The 21,822-nt window shown below is 67.5% G+C and carries 17 protein-coding genes; 14 read left to right on the top strand and 3 right to left on the bottom strand.

Annotated features, from left to right (window positions below; all coding sequences use genetic code 11):
- Positions 1-5: 5 nt before the first annotated feature.
- From nuoL to FRZ61_RS11380, 9 genes are all read left to right on the top strand, one after another.
- Positions 6-1,952: an NADH-quinone oxidoreductase subunit L gene (nuoL, locus tag FRZ61_RS11420; RefSeq protein WP_151117662.1), complete on the top strand. Its 1,947-nt coding sequence runs from the start codon at positions 6-8 to the stop codon at positions 1,950-1,952.
- Positions 1,953-1,955: 3 nt separating this feature from the next.
- Positions 1,956-3,512 carry an NADH-quinone oxidoreductase subunit M gene (locus FRZ61_RS11415; protein ID WP_151117660.1) on the top strand — a complete coding sequence of 519 codons (1,557 nt, stop codon included), beginning with the start codon at positions 1,956-1,958 and terminating at the stop codon, positions 3,510-3,512.
- Positions 3,513-3,529: 17 nt separating this feature from the next.
- Positions 3,530-4,975 (top strand): NADH-quinone oxidoreductase subunit NuoN, encoded by a 1,446-nt coding sequence (gene nuoN / locus FRZ61_RS11410; RefSeq protein ID WP_151117658.1) that lies wholly within the window; start codon positions 3,530-3,532, stop codon positions 4,973-4,975.
- Positions 4,972-5,751 (top strand): biotin--[acetyl-CoA-carboxylase] ligase, encoded by a 780-nt coding sequence (locus tag FRZ61_RS11405; RefSeq protein WP_151117655.1) that lies wholly within the window; start codon positions 4,972-4,974, stop codon positions 5,749-5,751. Before nuoN ends, FRZ61_RS11405 begins: the two co-directional genes overlap by 4 nt.
- 10 nt (positions 5,752-5,761) lie before the next feature.
- The gene (locus tag FRZ61_RS11400; protein ID WP_151117653.1) at positions 5,762-6,556 is read left to right on the top strand and encodes a type III pantothenate kinase; all 795 of its coding nucleotides are present in this window, start codon (positions 5,762-5,764) and stop codon (positions 6,554-6,556) included.
- Complete coding sequence (locus FRZ61_RS11395; protein ID WP_151117651.1) at positions 6,553-8,214, top strand: ribonuclease J; 1,662 nt, start codon at positions 6,553-6,555, stop codon at positions 8,212-8,214. Before FRZ61_RS11400 ends, FRZ61_RS11395 begins: the two co-directional genes overlap by 4 nt.
- Positions 8,215-8,282: 68 nt before the next feature.
- Positions 8,283-8,687, top strand: coding sequence for a methylmalonyl-CoA epimerase (gene mce / locus FRZ61_RS11390; RefSeq protein ID WP_151117649.1), 405 nt, complete (start codon positions 8,283-8,285; stop codon positions 8,685-8,687).
- Positions 8,684-8,920 carry a DUF1467 family protein gene (locus tag FRZ61_RS11385; RefSeq protein WP_151117646.1) on the top strand — a complete coding sequence of 79 codons (237 nt, stop codon included), beginning with the start codon at positions 8,684-8,686 and terminating at the stop codon, positions 8,918-8,920. The genes mce and FRZ61_RS11385 overlap by 4 nt, the downstream gene beginning before the upstream one ends.
- A gap of 12 nt (positions 8,921-8,932) precedes the next feature.
- Positions 8,933-9,472, top strand: coding sequence for a DNA-3-methyladenine glycosylase I (locus FRZ61_RS11380; RefSeq protein ID WP_151117644.1), 540 nt, complete (start codon positions 8,933-8,935; stop codon positions 9,470-9,472).
- A gap of 14 nt (positions 9,473-9,486) precedes the next feature.
- On the opposite strand, the gene FRZ61_RS11375 is transcribed toward FRZ61_RS11380, so the two are convergent.
- Positions 9,487-10,737, bottom strand: coding sequence for a DUF2336 domain-containing protein (locus FRZ61_RS11375; protein ID WP_151117642.1), 1,251 nt, complete (start codon positions 10,735-10,737; stop codon positions 9,487-9,489).
- Positions 10,738-11,333: 596 nt separating this feature from the next.
- Complete coding sequence (locus FRZ61_RS11370) at positions 11,334-12,623, bottom strand: NCS2 family permease (RefSeq protein ID WP_151117640.1); 1,290 nt, start codon at positions 12,621-12,623, stop codon at positions 11,334-11,336.
- Positions 12,624-12,801: 178 nt separating this feature from the next.
- Between FRZ61_RS11370 and FRZ61_RS11365 the strand changes: the two genes are divergently transcribed.
- The 4 genes from FRZ61_RS11365 to FRZ61_RS11350 all read left to right on the top strand — a co-directional run bounded on the left by FRZ61_RS11365 (position 12,802) and on the right by FRZ61_RS11350 (position 16,644).
- Positions 12,802-13,170, top strand: coding sequence for a hypothetical protein (locus FRZ61_RS11365; RefSeq protein WP_151117632.1), 369 nt, complete (start codon positions 12,802-12,804; stop codon positions 13,168-13,170).
- 192 nt (positions 13,171-13,362) lie between these two features.
- Positions 13,363-14,679, top strand: coding sequence for a proline--tRNA ligase (gene proS / locus FRZ61_RS11360; RefSeq protein ID WP_151117629.1), 1,317 nt, complete (start codon positions 13,363-13,365; stop codon positions 14,677-14,679).
- 29 nt (positions 14,680-14,708) lie between these two features.
- Positions 14,709-15,953 (top strand): lipoprotein-releasing ABC transporter permease subunit, encoded by a 1,245-nt coding sequence (locus tag FRZ61_RS11355; RefSeq protein ID WP_151117627.1) that lies wholly within the window; start codon positions 14,709-14,711, stop codon positions 15,951-15,953.
- A complete protein-coding gene (locus tag FRZ61_RS11350; RefSeq protein ID WP_151117625.1) occupies positions 15,946-16,644 on the top strand; it encodes an ABC transporter ATP-binding protein in 699 nt (232 codons plus the stop codon). The genes FRZ61_RS11355 and FRZ61_RS11350 overlap by 8 nt, the downstream gene beginning before the upstream one ends.
- Here FRZ61_RS11350 and FRZ61_RS11345 read toward each other — a convergent pair.
- Positions 16,641-18,065, bottom strand: a complete 1,425-nt coding sequence (locus FRZ61_RS11345) for a DUF2264 domain-containing protein (protein WP_191909397.1) — start codon at positions 18,063-18,065, stop codon at positions 16,641-16,643. The two genes, FRZ61_RS11350 and FRZ61_RS11345, sit on opposite strands and share 4 nt — an antisense overlap.
- A 143-nt stretch (positions 18,066-18,208) precedes the next feature.
- On the opposite strand from FRZ61_RS11345, the gene dnaE reads away from it, so the two are divergent.
- A complete protein-coding gene (gene dnaE / locus FRZ61_RS11340) occupies positions 18,209-21,682 on the top strand; it encodes a DNA polymerase III subunit alpha (protein WP_151117621.1) in 3,474 nt (1,157 codons plus the stop codon).
- The last annotated feature ends 140 nt before the right edge of the window (positions 21,683-21,822 follow it).

Genomic DNA, 21,822 nt, shown 5'->3' with positions numbered 1-21,822 from the left:
CGGCCATGGATGTCGCCATCGTCTTCCTGCCGCTCCTGGCCGCGATCATCGCCGGCTGCTTCGGCCGGCTGATCGGGGATCGCGCCTCGCAGTTCGTGACCACGGGCGCGTTGCTGATCTCGGCCGTCCTCGCCGCGATCGTCTTCGTGGATGTCGCCCTCGACGGCAATGCGCGTACGACCGAGCTCTTCACCTGGTTCAAGTCGGGCGAGTTCACGCTCTCCTGGGCGATCCGCATCGACACGCTGACGGCGGTGATGCTGGTGGTGGTGACCGGCGTCTCCTCGATGGTCCACGTCTATTCGATCGGCTACATGGCCGAGGACAAGTCGATCCCGCGCTTCATGGCCTATCTCAGCCTCTTCACCTTCTTCATGCTGGCGCTGGTGACGGCCGACAACTTCATGCAGCTCTTCTTCGGCTGGGAAGGGGTGGGTCTCAGCTCCTACCTGCTGATCGGCTTCTGGTACGACCGGCCCTCGGCCAATGCCGCCGCCATCAAGGCCTTCCTGGTCAACCGCGTCGGTGATTTCGGCTTCGCGCTCGGCATCATGGGCGTGTTCTTCGTGTTCCGGTCGGTCGACTTCAACACCGTCTTCGGCGCCGCCCCCTCGATGGTCGGCACCACGATCAACTTCCTCGGCATGAAGGTGGACACGCTCACCACCCTCTGCCTGCTGCTGTTCGTGGGCGCCATGGGCAAGTCGGCCCAGCTCGGTCTCCATACCTGGCTGCCGGACGCGATGGAAGGTCCGACCCCGGTCTCGGCCCTGATCCACGCCGCCACCATGGTGACGGCCGGCGTCTTCATGGTCTGCCGCCTGTCGCCGATGTTCGAGCTGGCGCCCACGGCGCTCGCCGTCGTCACCATCGTCGGCGCCTCGACCGCGATCTTCGCCGCGACCGTCGGCCTCTGCCAGAACGACATCAAGCGCGTCATCGCCTATTCGACCTGCAGCCAGCTCGGCTACATGTTCTTCGCCGCCGGCGTCTCGGCCTATGGCGCGGCGATGTTCCACCTCTTCACCCACGCCTTCTTCAAGGCGCTGCTGTTCCTGGGCTCCGGCTCCGTGATCCACGCCATGCATCACGAGCAGGACATGCGCAAGATGGGCGGGATCTGGAAGCTGATCCCGATCACCTACGCGCTGATGTGGATCGGCAGCCTGGCGCTCGCCGGCATCGGCATCCCGGGCCTGTTCGGCTTCGCCGGCTTCTATTCCAAGGACATGATCCTCGAATCCGCCTGGGCCGCGCACAGCCCCGTGGGGCAGTACGCCTTCTGGCTCGGCATCGCCGCGGCGCTGCTCACCGCCTTCTATTCGTGGCGGCTGCTGATCATGACCTTCCATGGCGAGCCCAGGGCCGACCATCACACGATGGAGCATGTTCATGAATCGCCCTGGGTGATGCTGGTGCCGCTCTTCGTGCTGGCGCTGGGCGCCGTCTTCGGCGGCATCCTCTTCTTCGACCTCTTCGTCGGCCACCATATGGGCGAGTTCTGGCGCAATTCCTTGCTGGTGCTCGAAGGCCACAACACGATCGAGGCGGCGCATGAAGGGCCGTCGTGGGTCGGGATCCTGCCGCTGGTCATGGGCCTTATCGGCATCGCCATCGCCTATGTCTTCTACATGCTCGTGCCGGGCCTGCCGGCGGCGCTGGTTCGGCATGTGGGCGCGCTCTACCGCTTCGTCTACAACAAGTGGTATTTCGACGAGCTCTACGACTGGCTGTTCGTGCGGCCCGCGCGCTGGCTGGGCTACGAGTTCTGGAAGCAGGGCGACGGCGCGCTCATCGACGGGCTCGGGCCCGACGGCGTCTCCTCGCTCACCCGCGACCTGGCGCGCAGGGCGGGGCGGCTCCAGACCGGTTATGTCTATCACTATGCGTTCGTGATGCTGATCGGCGTGGTCCTGTTCATCACCTGGTATCTCTTCGTGCAGGCGCGCTAGATCATGTTCAGCGGTCTTCCCATCCTCTCGCTCGTGACGTTCCTGCCGCTGGTGGGGGCGTTCTTCATCCTGCTGGTCCGCGGCGAGCCCGCGGTGGTCGCGCGCAACGCCCGCAACGTGGCGCTGCTGACCTCGCTCGTGACCTTCCTGCTGTCGCTCGAGCTCTGGTTCGGCTTCGACCGCTCGAGCGCCGACTTCCAGTTCGTGGAGAAGGCCGACTGGATCCCGCAGTTCGGCATCGCCTACCACATGGGCGTGGACGGCATCTCGGTGCTGTTCGTGCTGCTCTCGACGCTCCTGACGCCGATCTGCATCCTGGCGAGCTGGGAAGCCATCACCGTACGCGTCAAGGAATACATGATCGCCTTCCTGGCGCTCGAGACGCTGATGGTGGGCATGTTCTGCGCCCTCGATTTCGTCGTGTTCTACATGTTCTTCGAAGGCGTGCTGATCCCCATGTTCCTGATCATCGGGGTCTGGGGCGGCCCGCGGCGCGTCTATGCCGCCTTCAAGTTCTTCCTCTACACGCTGCTCGGCTCGGTGCTGATGCTGCTGGCGATCCTCGCCATCTATTTCGAGCTGCACACCACCGACATCCCGACCGCGCTGGCGCACCAGTTCGCGCCCGGCCTCCAGACCTGGCTCTGGCTCGCCTTCTTCGCCTCCTTCGCGGTCAAGGTGCCGATGTGGCCGGTCCATACCTGGCTGCCCGACGCCCATGTCGAGGCGCCCACGGCGGGCTCGGTCATCCTGGCCGGCGTGCTCCTGAAGATGGGTGCCTACGGCTTCATCCGCTTCTCGGTGCCGATGCTCCCCGACGGCTCGGCCTTCTTCACGCCGCTGATCTATACGCTCTCGATCGTGGCGGTGATCTACACCTCCCTCGTGGCCCTGGCCCAGGAGGACATGAAGAAGCTGATCGCCTATTCCTCGGTCGCCCATATGGGCTTCGTCACGGTCGGCATCTTCACGCTCACGCAGCAGGGCATCGAAGGCGCGCTCTTCCAGATGCTGAGCCACGGCGTGGTCTCGGGCGCGCTCTTCCTCTGCGTCGGCGTGGTCTATGACCGGATGCACAGCCGCGAGATCGCGCGCTATGGCGGGCTGGTGCACCGCATGCCGCTCTATGCGGCGGCCTTCATGCTCTTCATGCTGGCCTCGGTCGGCCTGCCCGGCACCAGCGGCTTCATCGGCGAGTTCCTGGTCATGGTCGGCGCCTTCGAGGCCAACAACTGGGTGGCCTTCCTGATCGCCACCGGCATGATCCTGGGCGCCGCCTACATGCTCTGGCTCTACCGGCGCATCATCTTCGGCAAGCTGGAGAAGCCCGACCTCCAGTCGATCCTCGACCTGAACTGGCGCGAGATCGCGGTGTTTTCGCCGCTGGCGGTGCTGGTGCTCTGGATGGGCATCTATCCGGCCTCGTTCCTGGAATTCATGTCGCCTACGGTCGAGAAGCTGATCGCCCAGCACCAGGCCTCGCTGTCGCAACACCCGGCGCCGGGGCTGGCCGAGATGATCGAAGGCTCCTGGAAGAGCCTCACCCTGGCGCTGGACTGAGGGGAAAGAGACAGGTCATGAATCAATCGCTTTCCCTGGCCCTGCCCGAGATCGTCGTCGCGGCCGCCGGCCTGGTGCTGCTGATGTTGGGCGTCTTCCGCCGCGGCGATTCCACGCGGCTCGTCGCCTGGCTCGTGGTCGCCGTGCTCATCCTCGCCACCGTCCTAGTCTGGGTGGCGCCCACGGCCACCGGCCACGCCTTCGGCGGTCTCTTTGTGACCGATTCCTATGCCGGCTTCGTGAAGGTGCTGGTGCTGCTGGCGGCCGCGGCCGCCATGGTCATGTCGCTGGGCTATATCGAGCGCGAGCAGATGGCGCGCTTCGAGTTCCCGGTGCTGCTGCTGTTCTCGACCCTCGGCATGATGCTGATGATCTCGGCCAACGACCTCATCTCGCTCTATGTCGGTCTCGAGCTGCAGAGCCTGGCGCTCTATGTGGTGGCGGCCTTCCGCCGCGACACGATCCGCTCGACCGAGGCGGGCCTCAAATATTTCGTCCTGGGCGCGCTCAGCTCCGGCATGCTGCTTTATGGCAGCTCGCTGATCTACGGCTTCGCCGGCACCACCAAGTTCGACGGGATCGCCACGCTGCTCGCCGGCCTGAACGGCACGGCCCCCTCGCTGGGCCTCATCGTCGGCCTGGTGTTCCTGATCGCGGGCCTGGCCTTCAAGGTCTCGGCCGTGCCCTTCCATATGTGGACGCCCGACGTCTATGAAGGCTCGCCGACGCCGGTGACCGCCTTCTTCGCCATGGCGCCCAAGGTGGCCGCGATCGGCCTCTTCGGCCGGGTCCTGGTCGGGCCCTTCGGCGGGATGGTCGGCGACTGGCAGCAGATCGTGAGCTTCATCGCCTTCGCCTCCATGGCGTTCGGCGCCGTCGCCGCGATCAACCAGAACAACATCAAGCGCCTGATGGCCTACAGCTCGATCGCCAATGTCGGCTACGCGCTGGTCGGTCTCGCGGCCGGGACGGCCGAGGGCGTCAGCGGCATGCTGATCTACATGGCGCTCTATGTCGTCATGAATGCCGGCACCTTCGCCGTCATCCTGGCGATGCGCCAGCAGGGCCGCATGGTCGAGGGCATCACGGACCTCGCGGGCCTCGGCAAGACGCGGCCGATGATGGCGGCCTCGCTCGCCATCTTCATGTTCTCGCTGGCCGGCATCCCGCCGCTGGCGGGCTTCTTCGGCAAGCTCTTCGTGTTCCGGGCCGCCATCAATGCCGGCCTCTATTGGCTGGCGGTGCTGGGCGTGCTGGCGAGCGTGGTGGGCGCCTTCTATTACCTGCGCATCATCAAGGTCATGTATTTCGACGAGCCGCGCGAAGGCTTCGACAAGCCGATGGAATGGGAGCTCGCGGGCATCCTGACGGTAAGCGCCGTGATCATCCTTCTGTTCTTCATCGTGCCGTCCTCGCTGCTCGTGGGCGCCGACAGCGCGGCGGCGGCCCTGTTCCACGGATGACGCCGGGCGCGCCCGCACTTCCCGATTTCTTCCGCCTCCACGCCCACGCGACCATCGGCAGCACGATGGAGGAATGCCGGCGCCTGGCCGGCGAGGGGGCGCCCGAGGGCAGCCTGGTCTGGGCCGGCGAGCAGACGGCCGGACGCGGCCGGCGGGGGAGGGGCTGGGCCTCGCCGCCGGGCAATCTCTACCTCTCCCTGCTCCTGCGTCCCGGCCTGCCGCCGGCCGACGGGGCCAAGCTGGGCTTCGTGGCGGCCCTGGCCATGGGCGGCGCGCTGGCAGCTCTGCTGCCCGGGGGCGAGGCGCGGGTGCGGCTCAAATGGCCCAACGACCTGCTGATCGACGGCAGCAAGACCGGCGGCATCCTGCTCGAGGGCCAGCCGGGCCTGGACGGGCGGCTGGCCTGGGTCATTCTCGGCATCGGCGTGAACGTGGCGAGCCATCCCGCCGATACCCCCTACCGCGCCACGGCGCTGGCCGCGGAGGGAGGCCCGTCCGACCCCGGCCTGCTGCTGGCTGCTTTTGCCGCCCGGTTCCCGGGATGTTACGACTCCTTCCGCCGCGAGGGGTTCGGCCCGACCCGGGCGGCCTGGATGAGCCGGGCCGCCGGGATCGGCCAGCCGATCGAGGTGCGCCTGGAACAGGAGACCGTTGCGGGGCGTTTCTCGACGCTCGACGAGGAGGGGCGGCTCTGGCTCGATCTCGCCGATGGGAGCCGGCGCAACTTCACCGCGGGCGACGTCTTCTTCCCGGGCCTTGTGAATCAGCGATCCTAGAGGGGCGGTCATGCTGCTCGCCGTCAATGCCAACAACACCAACGTCAAGTTCGCTGTCTATGACGGCGACCGTCTGCGCGGCGACTGGCGGCTCCATACCAGCCCGGCGCGGACCGCCGACGAATATCTGGTCTGGCTCGACCAGCTGATGGGACATGCCGGCCTCCGCACCAAGGACATCGACGGCACCGTGATCGCGACGGTGGTGCCGCCGACGCTCTTCAACCTGCGCCAGCTCTGCGACAAGTATTTCCGCACCGATCCCGTCGTTGTCGGCGATCCGGGGATCGATCTCGGCATCAAGGTGCTGATGGACCGTCCGGAGGAAGTCGGAGCCGACCGGCTCGCCAACGCCGTGGGCGGCCATCTGCTGGTGCCGGACGAATCCCTGATCGTGGTGGATTTCGGAACCGCCACCACCTTCGATGTGATCGCGGAATCGGGCGACTATTGCGGCGGCGTGATCGCGCCGGGCATCAATCTGAGCCTGGAGGCGCTGCACGGCGCCACCGCCAAGCTGCCGCGCATCGCGGTCGAGAAGCCGCCGCGCGTGATCGGCAAGAACACGCTGGGCGCCATGCAGGCCGGCGTCTATTGGGGCTATATCAGCCTGATCGAAGGTGTCGTGGCGCGCATCCGCGAGGAGTGGGGCAAGCCCATGCGCGTCATCGCCACCGGTGGCCTGGCGCCGCTGTTCCACGGCAACACGCCGACGATCGAGCGGCTCGAGCCCGAGATCACCATGCGCGGCCTGGTCGAGATCTACCGTCGCAATAACGGGCGCGGCAACGCCGGCCGCCGATGATCGAGCCACCCGGCGCCGACGAGCTCCTGTTCCTGCCCTTGGGCGGGGCTGGCGAGATCGGCATGAACCTCACCCTCTATGGTCATGCCGGCCAATGGCTCATGGTCGATCTCGGCGTCACCTTCGGCGACGACGCGACGCCGGGGATCGAGGTGATCATGCCCGATCCCAGCTTCATCGAGGACAATCGCGACCGGCTTTCGGGACTGGTCCTTACCCATGCGCATGAAGACCATATCGGCGCCGTGCCCTATCTCTGGCCCGATCTCGGCTGCCCGATCTATGCGACGCCCTTCACGGCGTCGGTCCTGCGCCGCAAGCTGGTGGAGTCCGGGATCGAGGAGGAGGCCGAGATCGTCGAGGTTCCGCTCTCCGGCCGGTTCAAGGTGGGGCCGTTCGATCTCGAATTCATCACGCTGACCCATTCCATCCCCGAGCCCAACGCCGTCGCGATCCGCACGCCCTGCGGCACGGTGCTCCACACCGGCGACTGGAAGCTCGATCCCGACCCGCTGGTGGGCGAGGTCACCGACGAGGCGGCGCTCAAGAAGCTGGGGGCGGAAGGCGTGCTGGCGATGGTGTGCGATTCCACCAACGCGCTCGTGCCGGGCCATTCGGGCTCGGAATCGCTGGTCCGGGCCAACCTGACCGAGATGATGGGGCGGTTCCAGGGGCGGATCGCGGTCGCCTGCTTCGCCTCCAACGTGGCGCGGCTCGAGAGCGTCGCCCGGGCCGCGGCCCATCACGACCGCCATGCGGCGCTGGTCGGCCGCTCGCTCTGGCGCATCAACAAGGCGGCACGCGAGACGGGCTATCTGGCCGACCTGCCCGAATTCGTCAGCGAACACGATGCGGGGTTCCTGCCGCGCGACAAGGTGGTACTGCTCTGCACGGGCAGCCAGGGCGAGCCGCGGTCGGCCCTGGCCCGCATCGCCCGAGGCGAGCATCCGGCGGTCATGCTCGAGGCCGGCGACGCCGTGCTCTTCTCCTCGCGGGTCATTCCCGGCAACGACCGCGCGATCGGCCGGCTGCAGAACGATCTCGCCAAGCTCGGCGTCGAGATCGTGACCGAGCGCGACAATGCCATCCATGTCTCGGGCCACCCGGCCCGCGACGAGCTCATCGCCATGTATCAATGGGTGCGCCCGCAGATCGCCGTGCCGGTCCATGGCGAGTACCGGCATCTCGCGGCCCATGCGCGCCTGGCGGAGGACTGTCAGGTGCCGCAATCCGTGCTCTCGACCAACGGCGACGTGATCCGCCTGGCACCCGGTCCGGCCCGCAAGATCGGGGAGGTGCCTTCCGGCCGGCTGGGCCTCGACGGCAAGGTGCTGATGTCGCTCGACGGCGAGGCCATGCGGCTGCGCCACCGCATGCTCCATAACGGCACCGCGGTCGCGACCCTGGTGCTGGACGAGACCGGGCTCCTGGCCGCCGAGCCCCAGATCGCGATCCAGGGGCTGCTGGAGCCCGACGAGATGGGGGAGGCCCGGGAGGATGCCGCCGATGCCGTGCGCACCGCCCTGGTCAAGCTCCGGCCTGCCGATCGGAAGAGCGATGCGACCGTCAAGGAGGCGGCCCGGCTTGCCATCCGCAAGACCTTGCAGAATCTCCATGGAAAGAAGCCGCTGACCGAGGTTCATCTGGTGCGGCTCTAGGCCTCTTGGAGCCTTGCGAGGCTTCGGGCAGACTCCCAACGGCCTATCAAGACAGGAACCAGAACCCCGTGATCGGACGCCTCAACCATGTGGCGATCGCCGTCCCCGACCTGGAGGCGGCCGCCAAGACCTACCGGGATACGCTGGGCGCGAAGGTGTCGCCGCCCCAGCCCGAGCCCGCGCACGGCGTCACCGTCGTGTTCGTGGAGCTGCCCAACACCAAGATCGAGCTGCTGCACCCGCTGGGCGACGCCTCGCCGATCGCTTCCTTCCTGGAGCGCAACCCCTCGGGCGGCATGCACCATCTGTGCTTCGAGGTGGAGGACATCCTCGCCGCCCGCGACCGGCTCAAGGCGCAGGGCGCGCGGGTGCTGGGCGACGGCAACCCCAAGATCGGCGCCCATGGCAAGCCGGTGCTGTTCCTCCATCCCAAGGATTTCGTCGGCACGCTGATCGAGTTGGAGCAGGTATGAGCCCCGTCACCGGCATCGTCGTCTATCTGATCATCTGGTGGACGGTGCTCTTTGCCGTACTGCCCTGGGGCGTCCATGTGTCGGAGAAGACCGAACCGGGCCATGCCGACAGCGCGCCGGCGCGCCCGCTGCTGGTGAAGAAGGCCATCGTCACCACGCTGATCTCGGCCGTGATCTGGATCGGTTTCTATTTCCTGCAGCGCTCCAACCTGATTTCGTTCCGGGCCGGCTGAGCGAGGCTTTCCATGAGCAGCTATTGCGACGTCGCCCCCGGCCATCCGTTCCACGGCCCCTATCACGAGAGCGAATACGGCTTCCCCAGCAAGGACGAGACCATCCTGTTCGAGCGGCTCGTGCTGGAGATCAATCAGGCCGGCCTGTCCTGGCTGACGATCCTGAAGAAGCGCGAGGCCTTCAAGGCGGCCTATGCGGGCTTCGATGTCGACAGGGTCGCCGCCTTCAAGGCGCGCGACAAGGCGCGGCTGCTCAAGGATGCCGGCATCATCCGCAACCGGCTCAAGATCGAGGCGGCGATCGAGAATGCGCAGCGGATCCAGGCGCTGCGCGAAAGCCACGGCTCCTTCGCCGGGTGGCTCGATGCGCACCATCCGCTGAGCAAGGAAGAATGGGTCAAGCTCTTCAAGAAGACCTTCCGCTTCACCGGCGGCGAGATCGTGGGCGAATTCCTGATGAGCCTGGGCTATCTGCCCGGCGCGCACCGGGACGACTGCCCGGTCCATAAGCGGATCGTGAAGCTCAAGCCGGCCTGGGCGCGCAAGGCCTGAGGCGAAAGCGGGCGTCAGCCGCCGAAGAAGTCGAGATGCCAGGCCATCTCGTCCGGGTTCATCGGCCAGCCCGCGGCGCCCCGGGTCTGCAGCATCTGCTTGGGCGGGATGCCGGCCAGCCGCAGCTGGATCTGGGTCGCGAAGCGCGGGCTCATGCCCGCCTTCCAGGCCAGGGCCACGACGCCCTTGGCGCCGCGAGCCGAGAGGATCTTGCCGACAAGCGCGCTGCCAAGCCCGCTCAACAGCCCCAGCGCCGCGATCGCGAAGGCGCGGTCGCCATTGTCGAGCGCCGCCGCGACGCTCGCCTCGTCGAGCTTGCCCTGCTGCTGGAGCCTCTTCGCGCGGTCCTCGGCGCTTTCCTTCTTCCCCACCGCCGCCGCCACGTCGGGTTCGGCAAGCCGCTGCTGGACCGCGGCCGCCACCGCATCGCGCGCGGCCGGATCGAGGTCCTGGCGCTGGTCGAGGCGCCACAACAACGTCGCCGCCACGAAGACGGCGATGCGGGCGACGATCCGGGCGGGAAGGGCGGGGCGGTCGACCAGGGGCGGATGCCAGCGGGGATGGGCGGGCGCCCGGTCGACCAGCTGATCGAGCGTCTCGTCGCGGATCTGCGCCGAGGGGTTGGCCAGGAGCGCGGTGATCGCCGCCTCGTCGCCGACATCGGCGATCGCATCCGACAGGGCGCTGCCGAGTCCCTCGCGCTGCGCGATCGCCTGCGTTGCGCCCTTGACCGGCGGCGCGGCGATGATCGCCAGGAGATCCTCGTCCGACAGCAGGGGAGAGAAGCGCAGCACCGGCGTGCAGACGCCGATCTCGACATCGCGGGCCAGGGCCTGGATCACGTCCAGCGGCGCGTTGTCGGCGCTCTTCAGGGCCTCGGCGACGATGGCGCGGATGCGGGCGACCTCGTCGCGCGCAAGCACCCGCACCATCTCGACGATGCGGTCCCGGACGCGGGCCTGCGCGTCCGGCCCGAGGTCGGGCAGGAGACGCGCCACCTTCCGCGCCAGATCGGCCCGGACCTGCTCGTCGGGATCCTCGAGCAGCAGCAGGTCGGCCTGGATCGGCGTTCTCGGGTTGGTGGCGATCTCGCGGCGCACGGCGGCGGCGCTGTCGCTCGCCAGGTAATAGAGGATCTCGGGCCGCACCGTCGGCTCGCGCGCCAGCTCGCGCCGCACGGCCGGATCGGCATTGGCCGCGCGGTTCTTCTCCCGCTCATAGGCGGCGGGATCGGGAAGCGCGTCTCGGGCGGGGGCGGCGTTCATGGGCGTCGGCGGGCGCGATCACAGGGCGGGCTGGCGAGCCGGCGGCGTCGCAACAATGGAAACGGGCCGGGCGATTCCTTCGGGAATCGCCGCCCCGGTCTCGATGCAGGGCTCGGCAGCCGCCTTCATGGGTCGCCTGTCGGAAGCTGAAGATGGGGCCACTATCGCCCGCGCGGCTTTAAGGAGCCTTAAGGCCTCGGCCTGCCGTCGGCAGGGATCGGCAGGTATAGTTAATACAATTACTTAGGGCCTGTTTCCCGGATACTGGATGAGCTTGGATTCCGGGCAAAAAAAAGCGAGCTGGTTGCCCGGCTCGCCTTCGGTTCCTGTGCCATCCCTTGCGGCTCGCGCCATTTGGGGCTGGCGCTTCCACCGTCGGGGCGCCTTCGGCGCTCCCTCATCTCCCAGAACCTGGGCCGCGCCGGTGAAACCGGCGGTTCGACCACAATTGAAATATATGGGAGTTTCTCGTTGTCGTCACGCGATTTTCGTCATTCCGAACGCTGCCGCCGGGGCGGGCAACGCCCGGTGCAAGGCGCTCAAAAACCAAGCGGGCCGGCGCCCTTCCGGCACCGGCCCGCGGGGCTCACGCGGCCTCAGATCAGCGCGAACTTCAAGATGAAGGCAATCGCCAGGATTGCGACCGCCGGATGGATCTCGCGCCAGCGGCCCGCCACCAGCTTGATCGCCGCATAGGTGATGAAGCCCAAGGCGATGCCGTTCGCGATCGAGAAGGTCAGCGGCATGGCGATCGCGGTCACCACCGCGGGCGCATACTCGGTGACATCCTCCCAATCCACCTCCGTCAGGCCGCGGGTCATGATGCAGGCGACGAAGATCAGCGCCGGCGCCGTGGCATAGGCGGGGACCGTTCCCGCCAGCGGCGAGAGGAAGAGGGCGGCCAGGAACAGGATCGCCACCACGACCGCGGTCAATCCGGTGCGGCCGCCGGCGCGCACGCCCGACGCGCTCTCGATGTAGCTGGTCGTGGTCGAGGTGCCGAGGGCCGCCCCCACCATGGCCGAGCTGCTGTCGACGATCAGCGCCTTGCCGATGCGCGGCAGCTTGCCCTCCTTGTCGAGGAGCCCGGCACGATGCGCGACGCCGATCAGGGTGCCGGTATTGTCGAACAGGTCGACGAAGAGGAAGGTGAAGACGATCGCGGCGAGGCCGAGATTGAAGGCGCCGCCGATATCCATCGCCAGGAAGGTCGGCGCGATGCTGGGCGGCAGGGAGAACACGCCCTGCGCCGGGCTGACGCCCAGCGCCACCCCGATGGCCGTCACCAGCAGGATCGCGATGATGATGGCGCCCGGCACGCGCCTGGAATCGAGCGCCGCCATCAGCACGAAGCCGAGCGAGCCCAGGATCACCGGCCAGCTGGTCAGCGGCCCCAGGGTCACGAAGGTCGCGGGGTCCGCGACGACGACGCCCATCTCCTTCAGGCCGATGATGGCGAGGAAGAGGCCGATGCCGGCCGAGATCGCCATCTTCAGGCTCTTGGGGATGGCGTTGATGATGTATTCGCGCACCGGCAGGATGCTGAGGATCAGGAACAGGATGCCCGACAGGAAGACAGCGCCTAGCGCGATCTGCCATGTGTAGCCCATGCTCTTGACGACGGCGTAGGTGAAGTAGGCGTTGAGGCCCATGCCGGGCGCCAGCGCGATCGGGTAGTTCGCGAACAGGCCCATGAAGGCGCTGCCGAAGGCGGCGGCCAGGCAGGTCGCGACGAAGACGGCGCCGTGATCCATCCCCGCCTCGGACAGGATCCCCGGATTGACGAAAATGATATAAGCCATGGTCAGGAAGGTCGTGACGCCGGCCAGGATTTCGCGCCGCACGGTGGTGCCGTGCGCCGTGAGGTCGAACAGTTTTTCAAGCATGGTAGCCCCTTATATGCGCCGAGCGGTTGCCCAGGCCGAAGCGCCGCGGCGGTCGCCGGGTGAGGGTTTCTTAATCCCCCGGCGCCAACCTTCCGGCATGCCGCGCTGGTCCGCTCGCATCCCCCGGTTGCTCCTGCTCGCCCTCCTGGGTCTTTCCGCCCCGGGGTCCCCGCCCCTCATGGCCGGCGAGCCGCAACTGACTTTGAAGAGGGAGGATTGCGAGGCCCTTGTCAAGTATCGCCAGCCGCCCGGCGTCGCCTACGAGCCGGGCGTCGACGCCTATGGCAACCCGGTGGCGCCAGCCGATCTGCCGGGCTCGAATCAGCAGCTCAACCTGCCGCCGCTGATCGCGATCCCGATCGATGTCGATCTGCAGGACCGCTATCACATCCCCGCCAACTCGCCGCTCTTCGAAGGGGACGCCCAGATCGGGATCGTGGTCGCCGATCTCAACGGCAACGTCACTTTCAACGGCCGGCCCCTGGGCGATCCCGAAGCGGACGCCCTCGCCGAGGCCTGTGCCCGCGGCCTCGGCCAGACCCGCTAATCCCGGCACCAGCCATCCTTTCGACAAGATCGTCCCGTCCTCTGGGACCGGACGGGCGGGCCTCGCGCCATGGACAGGGCGGGGGCCATTGCCTACAGTCCCGACCCATTTCCGATGCGGGACCGGCCCGGCCTTGACGCGCGCCGGGGACCAGGGTCCCCAAGGCTCCCCCGCTCTAGCCAAGGACGTTCAATGCGGCTGACGAGATATTTTCTGCCCACCCTCAAGGAAACGCCCGCCGAGGCGCAGATCGTCTCGCATCAGCTGATGCTGCGCGCCGGCATGATCCGCCAGGCCAGCGCCGGGATCTATTCGTGGCTCCCGCTGGGGTTCCGGGTGCTGAAGCGCATCGAGCAGATCGTCCGCGAGGAGCAGGACCTGGCCGGCTGCCAGGAGGTGCTGATGCCGACCATCCAGTCGGCCGACCTCTGGAAGAAGTCCGGGCGCTACGGGGATTACGGCAAGGAGATGCTGCGCATCACCGACCGCCACGATCGCGAGATGCTCTACGGCCCGACCAACGAGGAGCTGATCACCGACATCTTCGCGAACGAGGTGCGCAGCTACAAGGAGCTGCCCAAGCTGCTCTATCACATCCAGTGGAAGTTCCGCGACGAGGTGCGGCCCCGCTTCGGCGTGATGCGCGGACGCGAGTTCCTGATGAAGGACGCCTATTCCTTCGACATCGACTATGCGGCCGCGCGCCGGGCCTACAACAAGATGTTCGTGTCCTACCTGCGGACCTATGCGCGGATGGGGCTCAAGGCCATTCCGATGGCCGCCGACACCGGCCCCATCGGCGGCGATCTCAGCCACGAGTTCATCATCCTGGCCGAGACCGGCGAGAGCCAGGTCTATTGCCACAAGGACCTGATCGAGCGCGACGTGCTGGCGCTGGAGGTCGATTTCGACAGCGACCTCGAGCCGATCGTGCAGAGCTGGACCGGCGTCTATGCCGCGACCGACGAGAAGCACGATCCGGTGCGCTACGAGGCGATCCCGGCCGACCGCCGCGCCGAGGCGCGCGGCATCGAGGTCGGGCATATCTTCCATTTCGGCACGAAATATTCCGAGCCGCTCGGCGCCAAGGTCAGCGGGCCCAATGGCGAGATGACCTACGTCCAGATGGGTTCCTACGGCATCGGCGTCTCGCGCCTGGTGGGCGCCATCATCGAGGCCAGCCACGACGATGCCGGCATCATCTGGCCGGACAGCGTGGCGCCGTTCCATGTCGGGCTCGTGAACCTCAAGGTCACGGACCCGGCGGCGGCGAAGTTCTGCGACGAGATCTATGCCAAGCTGCGTGCCGCCGGGATCGAGGTGCTCTACGACGACCGCGACGAGCGGGCCGGTGCCAAGTTCGCGACCATGGACCTGATCGGCCTGCCCTGGCAGCTGGTGGTGGGCCCGCGCGGGCTCGCCAGCGGCACCGTCGAGCTCAAGCGGCGCGCCACCGGCGAGAAGCAGGAGCTGTCGCTCGATTCCGCGCTCTCCAAGCTCGGCCTCTGATCGCGGACAGGGCAGGGAGCCGGCACTTCATGTTCTCCGCCTTCGAACGCATGATGGCGATGCGCTATCTGCGCGCGCGCCGCCGCGAAGGGTTCATCTCGGTCATCGCCGGCTTCTCGCTGTTGGGGATCGGGCTGGGCGTGGCGACCCTCATCATCGTCATGTCGGTGATGAACGGATTCCGCGAGGAGCTGTTGTCGCGGATCCTGGGCATCAACGGGCATGCCACCGTCATGGCGGCCAACGGTCCGATCCTGGATTATCAAGGCGTCGCCGACGCGATCCGCGGGATCCCCCAGATCGCCTCCGTGACGCCGATGATCGAGGGCCAGGTGATGATGACCGCGGGCGAGCAGGCGGCGGGCGCCTTGGTCCACGGCATGGACCTCGAGGACCTGCGCAAGCACAAGGTCATCGCCGACCATATCGTCGCCGGCACGCTCGACGATTTCCATGGCACCGACGTGATCGCGCTGGGCTCCCGGCTGGCCGCGCGCATGGGAGTCTCGGTGGGCGGTCAGGTGACGCTGGTCACGCCGCAGGGGCAGACCACGCTCATGGGCGCCATCCCCCGCATGAAGACCTACAAGGTCGTGGCCCTCTTCGATATCGGCATGTACGAATACGACAGCAGCTTCGCCTATGTGCCGATGGAAGCGGCGCAGCTCTATTTCAAGCTGCCGCAGGCGGTCAACGCGCTCGAGGTCATGGTGCAGAATCCCGACCGCATGTCGGCGCCGCTGCGCGAGCTCTATATCCGCCTGGGCTCGCCCTACCGGATCTACGACTGGCAGGGCGCCAATTCCAGCTTCTTCAATGCGGTCCAGGTCGAACGCAACGTGATGTTCATCATCCTGACCCTGATCATCATCGTCGCGGCCTTCAACATCATCTCGGGCCAGATCATGCTGGTGAAGGACAAGGGCCGTGCGATCGCGATCCTGCGCACCATGGGTGCCACGCGCGGCATGATCATGCGCATCTTCCTCATGACCGGCGCCAGCATCGGGATCGTCGGCACGGGCTTCGGCTTCGTGCTGGGCCTCGCCTTCTGCGAGAACATCGAGACCATCCGCCAGTGGCTGCAGAAGCTCACCGGCACCCAGCTCTTCTCGCCGGAGATCTATTTCCTTTCCAAGCTGCCGGCCGTGATCGACTGGAACGAGGTCATCGCCGTGGTCGTCATGGCGCTGGGCCTCTCGCTGCTGGCGACGCTCTATCCCTCCTGGCGCGCGGCCAGGCTCGATCCGGTCGAGGCGCTCCGCTATGAGTGACGCCTCGCGCGCATCGGGACCCATCCTGCGGCTGCAGGATGTGAAGCGCGGCTTCGGTGCGGGTGCCACGCGCATCGAGGTGATCCTCGGCGCCAGCCTCGAGGTCGCCCGTGGCGAGATGGTGGCGATGATCGGCCCTTCCGGCTCGGGGAAATCGACGCTGCTCCATATCTGCGGCCTGCTCGAACCGGCCGAGGCGGGGCGGATCGAGATCGCGGGCCACGACGCGGCCGCCATGTCGGAATCCGAGCGCACGGCGGTGCGCCGCATGACCATCGGCTTCGTCTACCAGTACCATCACCTCCTGCCGGAATTCTCGGCGCTGGAGAACATCGTGATCCCGCAGATGATTGCGGGCACGCGCCGGCGCGTGGCGGAGGCGAGGGCGCGCGAGCTGCTGGGCCAAGTCGGCCTCTCCCAGCGCGAGCGCCACCGGCCGGCGGAGCTGTCGGGCGGCGAGCAGCAGCGGGTCGCGATCGCGCGCGCCCTGGCGAACAAGCCGGCGCTGCTGCTCGCGGACGAGCCCACGGGCAATCTCGATCCGCACACGGCGGGCGACGTGTTCGCGCTGCTGGCGCGGCTGGTGCACGAGCTGGGCCTGGCGGCGCTGATCGCCACGCACAATCTCGATCTGGCGGCACGGATGGACCGCATCATCACCATCCGCGACGGCGAGCTCGGCCGGGCCTAGGCCGGGTTTCGCCAGAACGGCTGGGCGGAGCTGTATTCGCGCCGGAGATAGCGCGCCCGGAAATTGGCCGGCCGGGGCAATGGCCGGCCGAACAGGGGGTGCCAGCGCGCCGGAACGGGAGCGGGGATGAAGGGATCCTCCGCGATTTCCCCGCTGCGCCGAATGACGATCTCGCCGGTCGATCGGCGGCCCTCGATCTCCCATCCGATCGGCGGGAGAGAGAGGGTGTAGTCCTTCTCCTCGATCGGCAGCGGTTGCAGCGGCGCGGTCCAGAACGGGGCCGAAGACGGCTCATAGAGTGCCAGGATCAGCGAGCGCAGCGACCAGAGCGGGCTCGCCGGTCCGGAGTAGGGATCGAGCAGGGCGGGTTCCGAGGCTTCGTAGCCTTGCGTCACGATTCCGGCGCGCAACGCGCCGCAAGCCACGAAATGCGCCCACACCGCCGCCAGGGCCCGGCGTGCCAGGCCCGGCGCGATGACGTCCGGATACCGGCGCTGCGCGGCGATCAGCGGCGCCGGCACGGCCAAGCGGTAGGTCACGCTGCGGCCGATCATGGGCAGTCCCCGGGGCGAGATGAGGAACTTGTAGCCCGCCGCGAATTCCTGGAGGCAGGTCGCCAGGAAGGTGGGATCGAGCTGGGGCGCCAGCTCTCCGACCCAGAAGAGGGGATAATGGAATCCCCAGGCGTTGTAATAGTCGATCTGCAGCGGGTTCCCATCCGCGAACCAGCCCTGGCCCAGATGAAACTCCCGCACCCGGGCATAGTGAGTCCGCCCGCCGGGCGGCAGGGTCCCGGCCTCGAGCTTCGCCAGCGTCAACACGATGATGACGGTGAAGAGATGCCAGTTGTTGTCATGGACCCTGAGCGAGGCGAGGACGCCGAGCCAGTCGAAGATGCGGCCTTGCTGCGCGCTGTCGAGCCCCGGCCAGACCGCGTCGCGCGACAGCCATAGCGCAAGCGCGATATCGGCGGCCTCGCAGATCCGCTGATCGGTTTTGGTCGGAACGCCCCAATAGCCGGGACCGCCGGGATCGGTGCCGGCCGTGAAACCCTCGAGCAGCAGCGCCGGCAGATCGATGGGCTTTCCCTCCAGCGTCTCGACCGTCGAGGACCGCCCCGCGGCAAGCCAGGCGCCGATCAGAGGCGCGAAGCGGCTGAAGCCTTCGATCGCATCGAGATCGGCGCCGTGATTGCTGGGCAGGCCGGGATAGAAGGCCCGCGCGCCATCGGCCGAGCGCCATTCGAGGAAGCCGGTCAGGAGATAGCGAAAAAGCCAGACATGGTTGCTCTCCTCCGCAGCCCCGGCATCCGAGAACCGCCGCTGCAGCTCGCTGTCGTGCGCGCGCCACGCGCCCAGGCGCAACGGTTGGCCACCGGCCCGGATCACCTGGTTCTGCATGGCCAGCGCGAGCAAGCTCATTCTCCCGAGTCGTCCATCGCGGGCATCGGGACTCCGTGGCGAACCGTCAGGCGGAAGACGGATCGGGCAGGCCGTCCGCCGGTTTCGCGCCGGCGCCTGCCGGTCCTCTGGCAGCCACCGACCGGCCATGCCATCCTGGGCTCATGCCTCACGCCGATTTCGTCCATCTGCGCACCCATTCCGCCTATTCGCTTTCGGAAGGCGCGCTCAAGATCAAGCAGCTCGTCGAGCTGTGCAAGAAGAACGCCATGCCGGCGGTGGCCATCACCGACAGCGGCAACCTCTTCGGCGCGCTCGAGTTCGCGCTTGCGGCCAAGGATGCGGGTGTGCAGCCGATCGTCGGCTGCCAGCTCAATATCCGCCGGGAGACGGCCGAAGGCGGCGCGGCTCGGCCCGGCCATCGGGTCGTCCCCGACAAGCTGGTGCTGCTGGTCCAGAACGAAAACGGCTATGCCAACCTGATGCGGCTGGTGAGCCATTCGTTCCTCGAGGGCGAGCCCGGCAGCGAGCCGCAGCTGACCCTGGCACAGCTCGAGGGCGCCAGCGACGGGCTGATCGCGCTGACGGGCGGGACCCACGGCGCCGTCGGGCGCCTGCTCGGCGACGGCCAGACGCCGGCGGCGGCGGAGGCGCTCGCGGCCCTGGAGCGGCTGTTTCCCGGCCGTCTCTATGTCGAGCTGCAGCGCCACGGGCTGCCGCTGGAGCGGCGGATCGAGCCCGCCCTGCTCGACATGGCCTATGCGCGGAACCTGCCGCTCGTGGCCACCAACGACGTCTTCTTCGCCGACAGCGCGATGTACGAGGCGCATGACACGCTGCTCTGCATCGCCGCCGGCAGCTATGTCGGCGAGGCCCAGCGCCGGCGCGAGACGCCCGAGCACCGTTTCAAGAGCGCCGCCGAGATGCGCGCGCTCTTTGCCGACCTGCCCGAGGCGATCGACAACACGCTCGTGATCGCGCAGCGCTGCGCCTTCATGCCGAGCCCGCGCAAACCGATCCTGCCGCCTTTCACCGGTCCCAACGGCGAGGCTGCCGAGATGGAGCTGCGGCGCCAGGCCGAGCTCGGGCTCGCGCAGCGCATGGAGACCGGCGCGCCGGCGGGCGAAACCGCCGAGCAGCGCGAGGAACGCGCCAAGCCCTATCGCCAGCGGCTCGAGTTCGAGCTCGATGTCATCAACCGCATGGGCTTCGCCGGCTATTTCCTGATCGTCGCCGACTTCATCCAATGGGCCAAGCGCGAAGGCATCCCGGTGGGGCCGGGGCGCGGTTCGGGCGCCGGTTCGGTGGTCGCCTGGTCGCTCACCATCACCGATCTCGACCCGTTGCGCTGGAAGCTCCTGTTCGAGCGCTTCCTCAATCCCGAGCGCGTGTCGATGCCGGACTTCGACATCGATTTCTGCCAGGACCGGCGCGACGAGGTGATCCGCTACGTCCAGGGGAAATACGGCCGCGACCGGGTCGCGCAGATCATCACCTTCGGCAAGCTGCAGGCCCGCGCGGCGCTGCGCTCGGTCGGCCGGGCCCTGCAGATGCCTTACGGCCAGGTCGATCGCATCTGCAAGATGGTGCCGAACAACCCGGCCAAGCCGGTCTCGATCCCGGAAGCGGTCGCGGGCGAGCCGCTGCTCCAGCAGATGCGCGACGACGACCCGCAGGTCGAGCGGCTGATCGACGTCGGTATCAAGCTCGAAGGGCTTTACAGCCACGCCTCGACCCATGCGGCGGGCGTCGTGATCGGCGACCGGCCGCTGGTGGAGCTGGTGCCGCTCTATCGCGACCCGCGCTCCGACATGCCCGTGACCCAGTTCAACATGAAATATGTCGAGCAGGCCGGGCTGGTGAAATTCGACTTCCTCGGCCTCAAGACCCTGACGGTGCTGCAGCGCGCCTGCGAGCTCCTCAGGGAGCGCAACGTGGAGCTGGATCTCGCCAACCTGCCGCTGGACGACCCCAGGAGCTACGAGCAGATGGGGCGGGGCGAGACCACGGGCGTGTTCCAGCTTGAAAGTTCGGGCATGCGCGACGTGCTGCGCAAGATGAAGCCCGACCGTTTCGAGGACATCATCGCGGTCGTGGCGCTCTACCGCCCCGGCCCGATGGACAACATCCCGAACTACATCGCCTGCAAGCATGGCCAGGAGCAGCCGGACTATCTGCACCCGGCGCTCGAGGGAATCCTCAAGGAGACCTTCGGGATCATGATCTACCAGGAGCAGGTGATGCAGATCGCGCAGGAGCTCTCGGGCTACAGCCTGGGCGGCGCCGATCTGCTGCGCCGCGCCATGGGCAAGAAGATCAAGGCCGAGATGGACGCCCAGCGGAAGGATTTCGTCGAGGGCGCCAAGAAGCGCGGCGTCGCCGAGGCCAAGGCCGTGCAGATCTTCGAGCAGGTCGAGAAGTTCGCCGGCTACGGCTTCAACAAGAGCCATGCCGCGGCCTATGCGCTGGTCGCCTACCAGACGGCCTGGCTCAAGGCCAACCATCCGGTCGAGTTCTTCGCGGCCTCCATGACCTACGACATGGGGAACACCGACAAGCTCAACGTGTTCCGCCAGGAGCTCGAGCGGCTGAAGATCAAGCTTCTGCCGCCAGACATCAACCGGTCGCGCGCGGGCTTCACCGTCGAGCGCGACGAGACCGGCGCGCTCGCCATCCGCTACGCGCTCGCCGCCATCCGCAATGTCGGTGCCGGTGCCATCGAGGCCATGGTCGCGGAGCGGGAGGCCAACGGCCCCTTCAAGGACCTGGCCGATTTCTCGCGCCGGATCGACCACAAGCATCTGAACAAGCGCCAGCTCGAGAGCCTGGCATCCGCGGGCGCCTTCGATCGCCTCTCCGCGAACCGCCGGCGCGTGTTCGAGGCGGTGGAGCAGGTGCTGCGCCACGCCACCGTGGCGGCCGAGGAGCGCACCAGCGCCCAGGTCAGCCTGTTCGGCGGCGGCATGGTCGAACCGCCGCGGCTGCAGCTGCCCGACATTCCCGATTGGCCCGCGATCGACCGGCTGCAGCATGAGTTCGAGGCGATCGGTTTCTATCTGTCGGCCCATCCGCTCGACGCTTACGAGACCACGCTGAAGCGGCTTGACGCGGTCCGTTATGGCGGTCTGGGCGGCTGGCTCACGGGGCGGCCCACCAACCGGGCCAAGCTCGCCGGCATCGTGGTGGGCAAGCAGGAGCGGACCTCGGCCAAGGGCAATCGCTTCGCCTTCCTGCAGCTCACCGACGCCAGCGGCATGTACGAGGTCACGGTGTTCTCGGAAACCCTGGCCGCCGCGCGCGAGCTGATGGAGCCGGGCAAGGCGCTCCTGGTCACGGTCGATGTCCGGGTCGAGGAGGAGAGCTACCGCCTGACGGCCCAGTCGATCGTGTCGCTCGACCAGGCGGCCGCCCAGGCCGCCGTGGGCCTCCGGGTGTTCCTGAACGACCCCAAGCCGGTCGAGAGCCTGAAGAGCGTCCTGGCGCGCCAGGGGCGGGGGCGGAGCCGGGTGGCCCTGGTGCTGGAACTGGACCGGGACCACGAGGTCGAGATGTCGCTGAAGGAGACCTTCGCCCTGTCGGCCCAGGCCCGGGCGGCGATCAAGGCCATTCCCGGAATCGTCGACGTTCAGGAGATCTGACCTGGAATCTCAGATTTCGAAATAATATCGATATAATTCAATATGATAATAGACCTTTTTCATATTTGACCGTGGCCGCTCCGCCGTCCTGGCCCCTGCGACAGGGCTAAGCTTGCGTTCCGGCGGGCTTATCGCTAAAA

The organism is Hypericibacter adhaerens (assembly GCF_008728835.1).
GTDB lineage: Bacteria > Pseudomonadota > Alphaproteobacteria > Dongiales > Dongiaceae > Hypericibacter > Hypericibacter adhaerens.
The sequence above is the reverse complement of the archived record's forward strand: the minus strand, read 5'-3'. Positions and strand labels throughout refer to the sequence as shown.

What these genes read in the sequence shown, in the direction of transcription:
- nuoL (WP_151117662.1), top strand. Translation starts at nt 6, where the DNA reads ATGGATGTCGCCATCGTCTTCCTGCCGCTCCTGGCCGCGATCATCGCC.
- FRZ61_RS11415 (WP_151117660.1), top strand. Translation starts at nt 1,956, where the DNA reads ATGTTCAGCGGTCTTCCCATCCTCTCGCTCGTGACGTTCCTGCCGCTG.
- nuoN (WP_151117658.1), top strand. Translation starts at nt 3,530, where the DNA reads ATGAATCAATCGCTTTCCCTGGCCCTGCCCGAGATCGTCGTCGCGGCC.
- FRZ61_RS11405 (WP_151117655.1), top strand. Translation starts at nt 4,972, where the DNA reads ATGACGCCGGGCGCGCCCGCACTTCCCGATTTCTTCCGCCTCCACGCC.
- FRZ61_RS11400 (WP_151117653.1), top strand. Translation starts at nt 5,762, where the DNA reads ATGCTGCTCGCCGTCAATGCCAACAACACCAACGTCAAGTTCGCTGTC.
- FRZ61_RS11395 (WP_151117651.1), top strand. Translation starts at nt 6,553, where the DNA reads ATGATCGAGCCACCCGGCGCCGACGAGCTCCTGTTCCTGCCCTTGGGC.
- FRZ61_RS11385 (WP_151117646.1), top strand. Translation starts at nt 8,684, where the DNA reads ATGAGCCCCGTCACCGGCATCGTCGTCTATCTGATCATCTGGTGGACG.
- FRZ61_RS11380 (WP_151117644.1), top strand. Translation starts at nt 8,933, where the DNA reads ATGAGCAGCTATTGCGACGTCGCCCCCGGCCATCCGTTCCACGGCCCC.
- FRZ61_RS11375 (WP_151117642.1), bottom strand. Translation starts at nt 10,737, where the DNA reads ATGAACGCCGCCCCCGCCCGAGACGCGCTTCCCGATCCCGCCGCCTAT.
- FRZ61_RS11370 (WP_151117640.1), bottom strand. Translation starts at nt 12,623, where the DNA reads ATGCTTGAAAAACTGTTCGACCTCACGGCGCACGGCACCACCGTGCGG.
- FRZ61_RS11365 (WP_151117632.1), top strand. Translation starts at nt 12,802, where the DNA reads ATGGCCGGCGAGCCGCAACTGACTTTGAAGAGGGAGGATTGCGAGGCC.
- proS (WP_151117629.1), top strand. Translation starts at nt 13,363, where the DNA reads ATGCGGCTGACGAGATATTTTCTGCCCACCCTCAAGGAAACGCCCGCC.
- FRZ61_RS11355 (WP_151117627.1), top strand. Translation starts at nt 14,709, where the DNA reads ATGTTCTCCGCCTTCGAACGCATGATGGCGATGCGCTATCTGCGCGCG.
- FRZ61_RS11350 (WP_151117625.1), top strand. Translation starts at nt 15,946, where the DNA reads ATGAGTGACGCCTCGCGCGCATCGGGACCCATCCTGCGGCTGCAGGAT.
- FRZ61_RS11345 (WP_191909397.1), bottom strand. Translation starts at nt 18,065, where the DNA reads ATGAGCTTGCTCGCGCTGGCCATGCAGAACCAGGTGATCCGGGCCGGT.
- dnaE (WP_151117621.1), top strand. Translation starts at nt 18,209, where the DNA reads ATGCCTCACGCCGATTTCGTCCATCTGCGCACCCATTCCGCCTATTCG.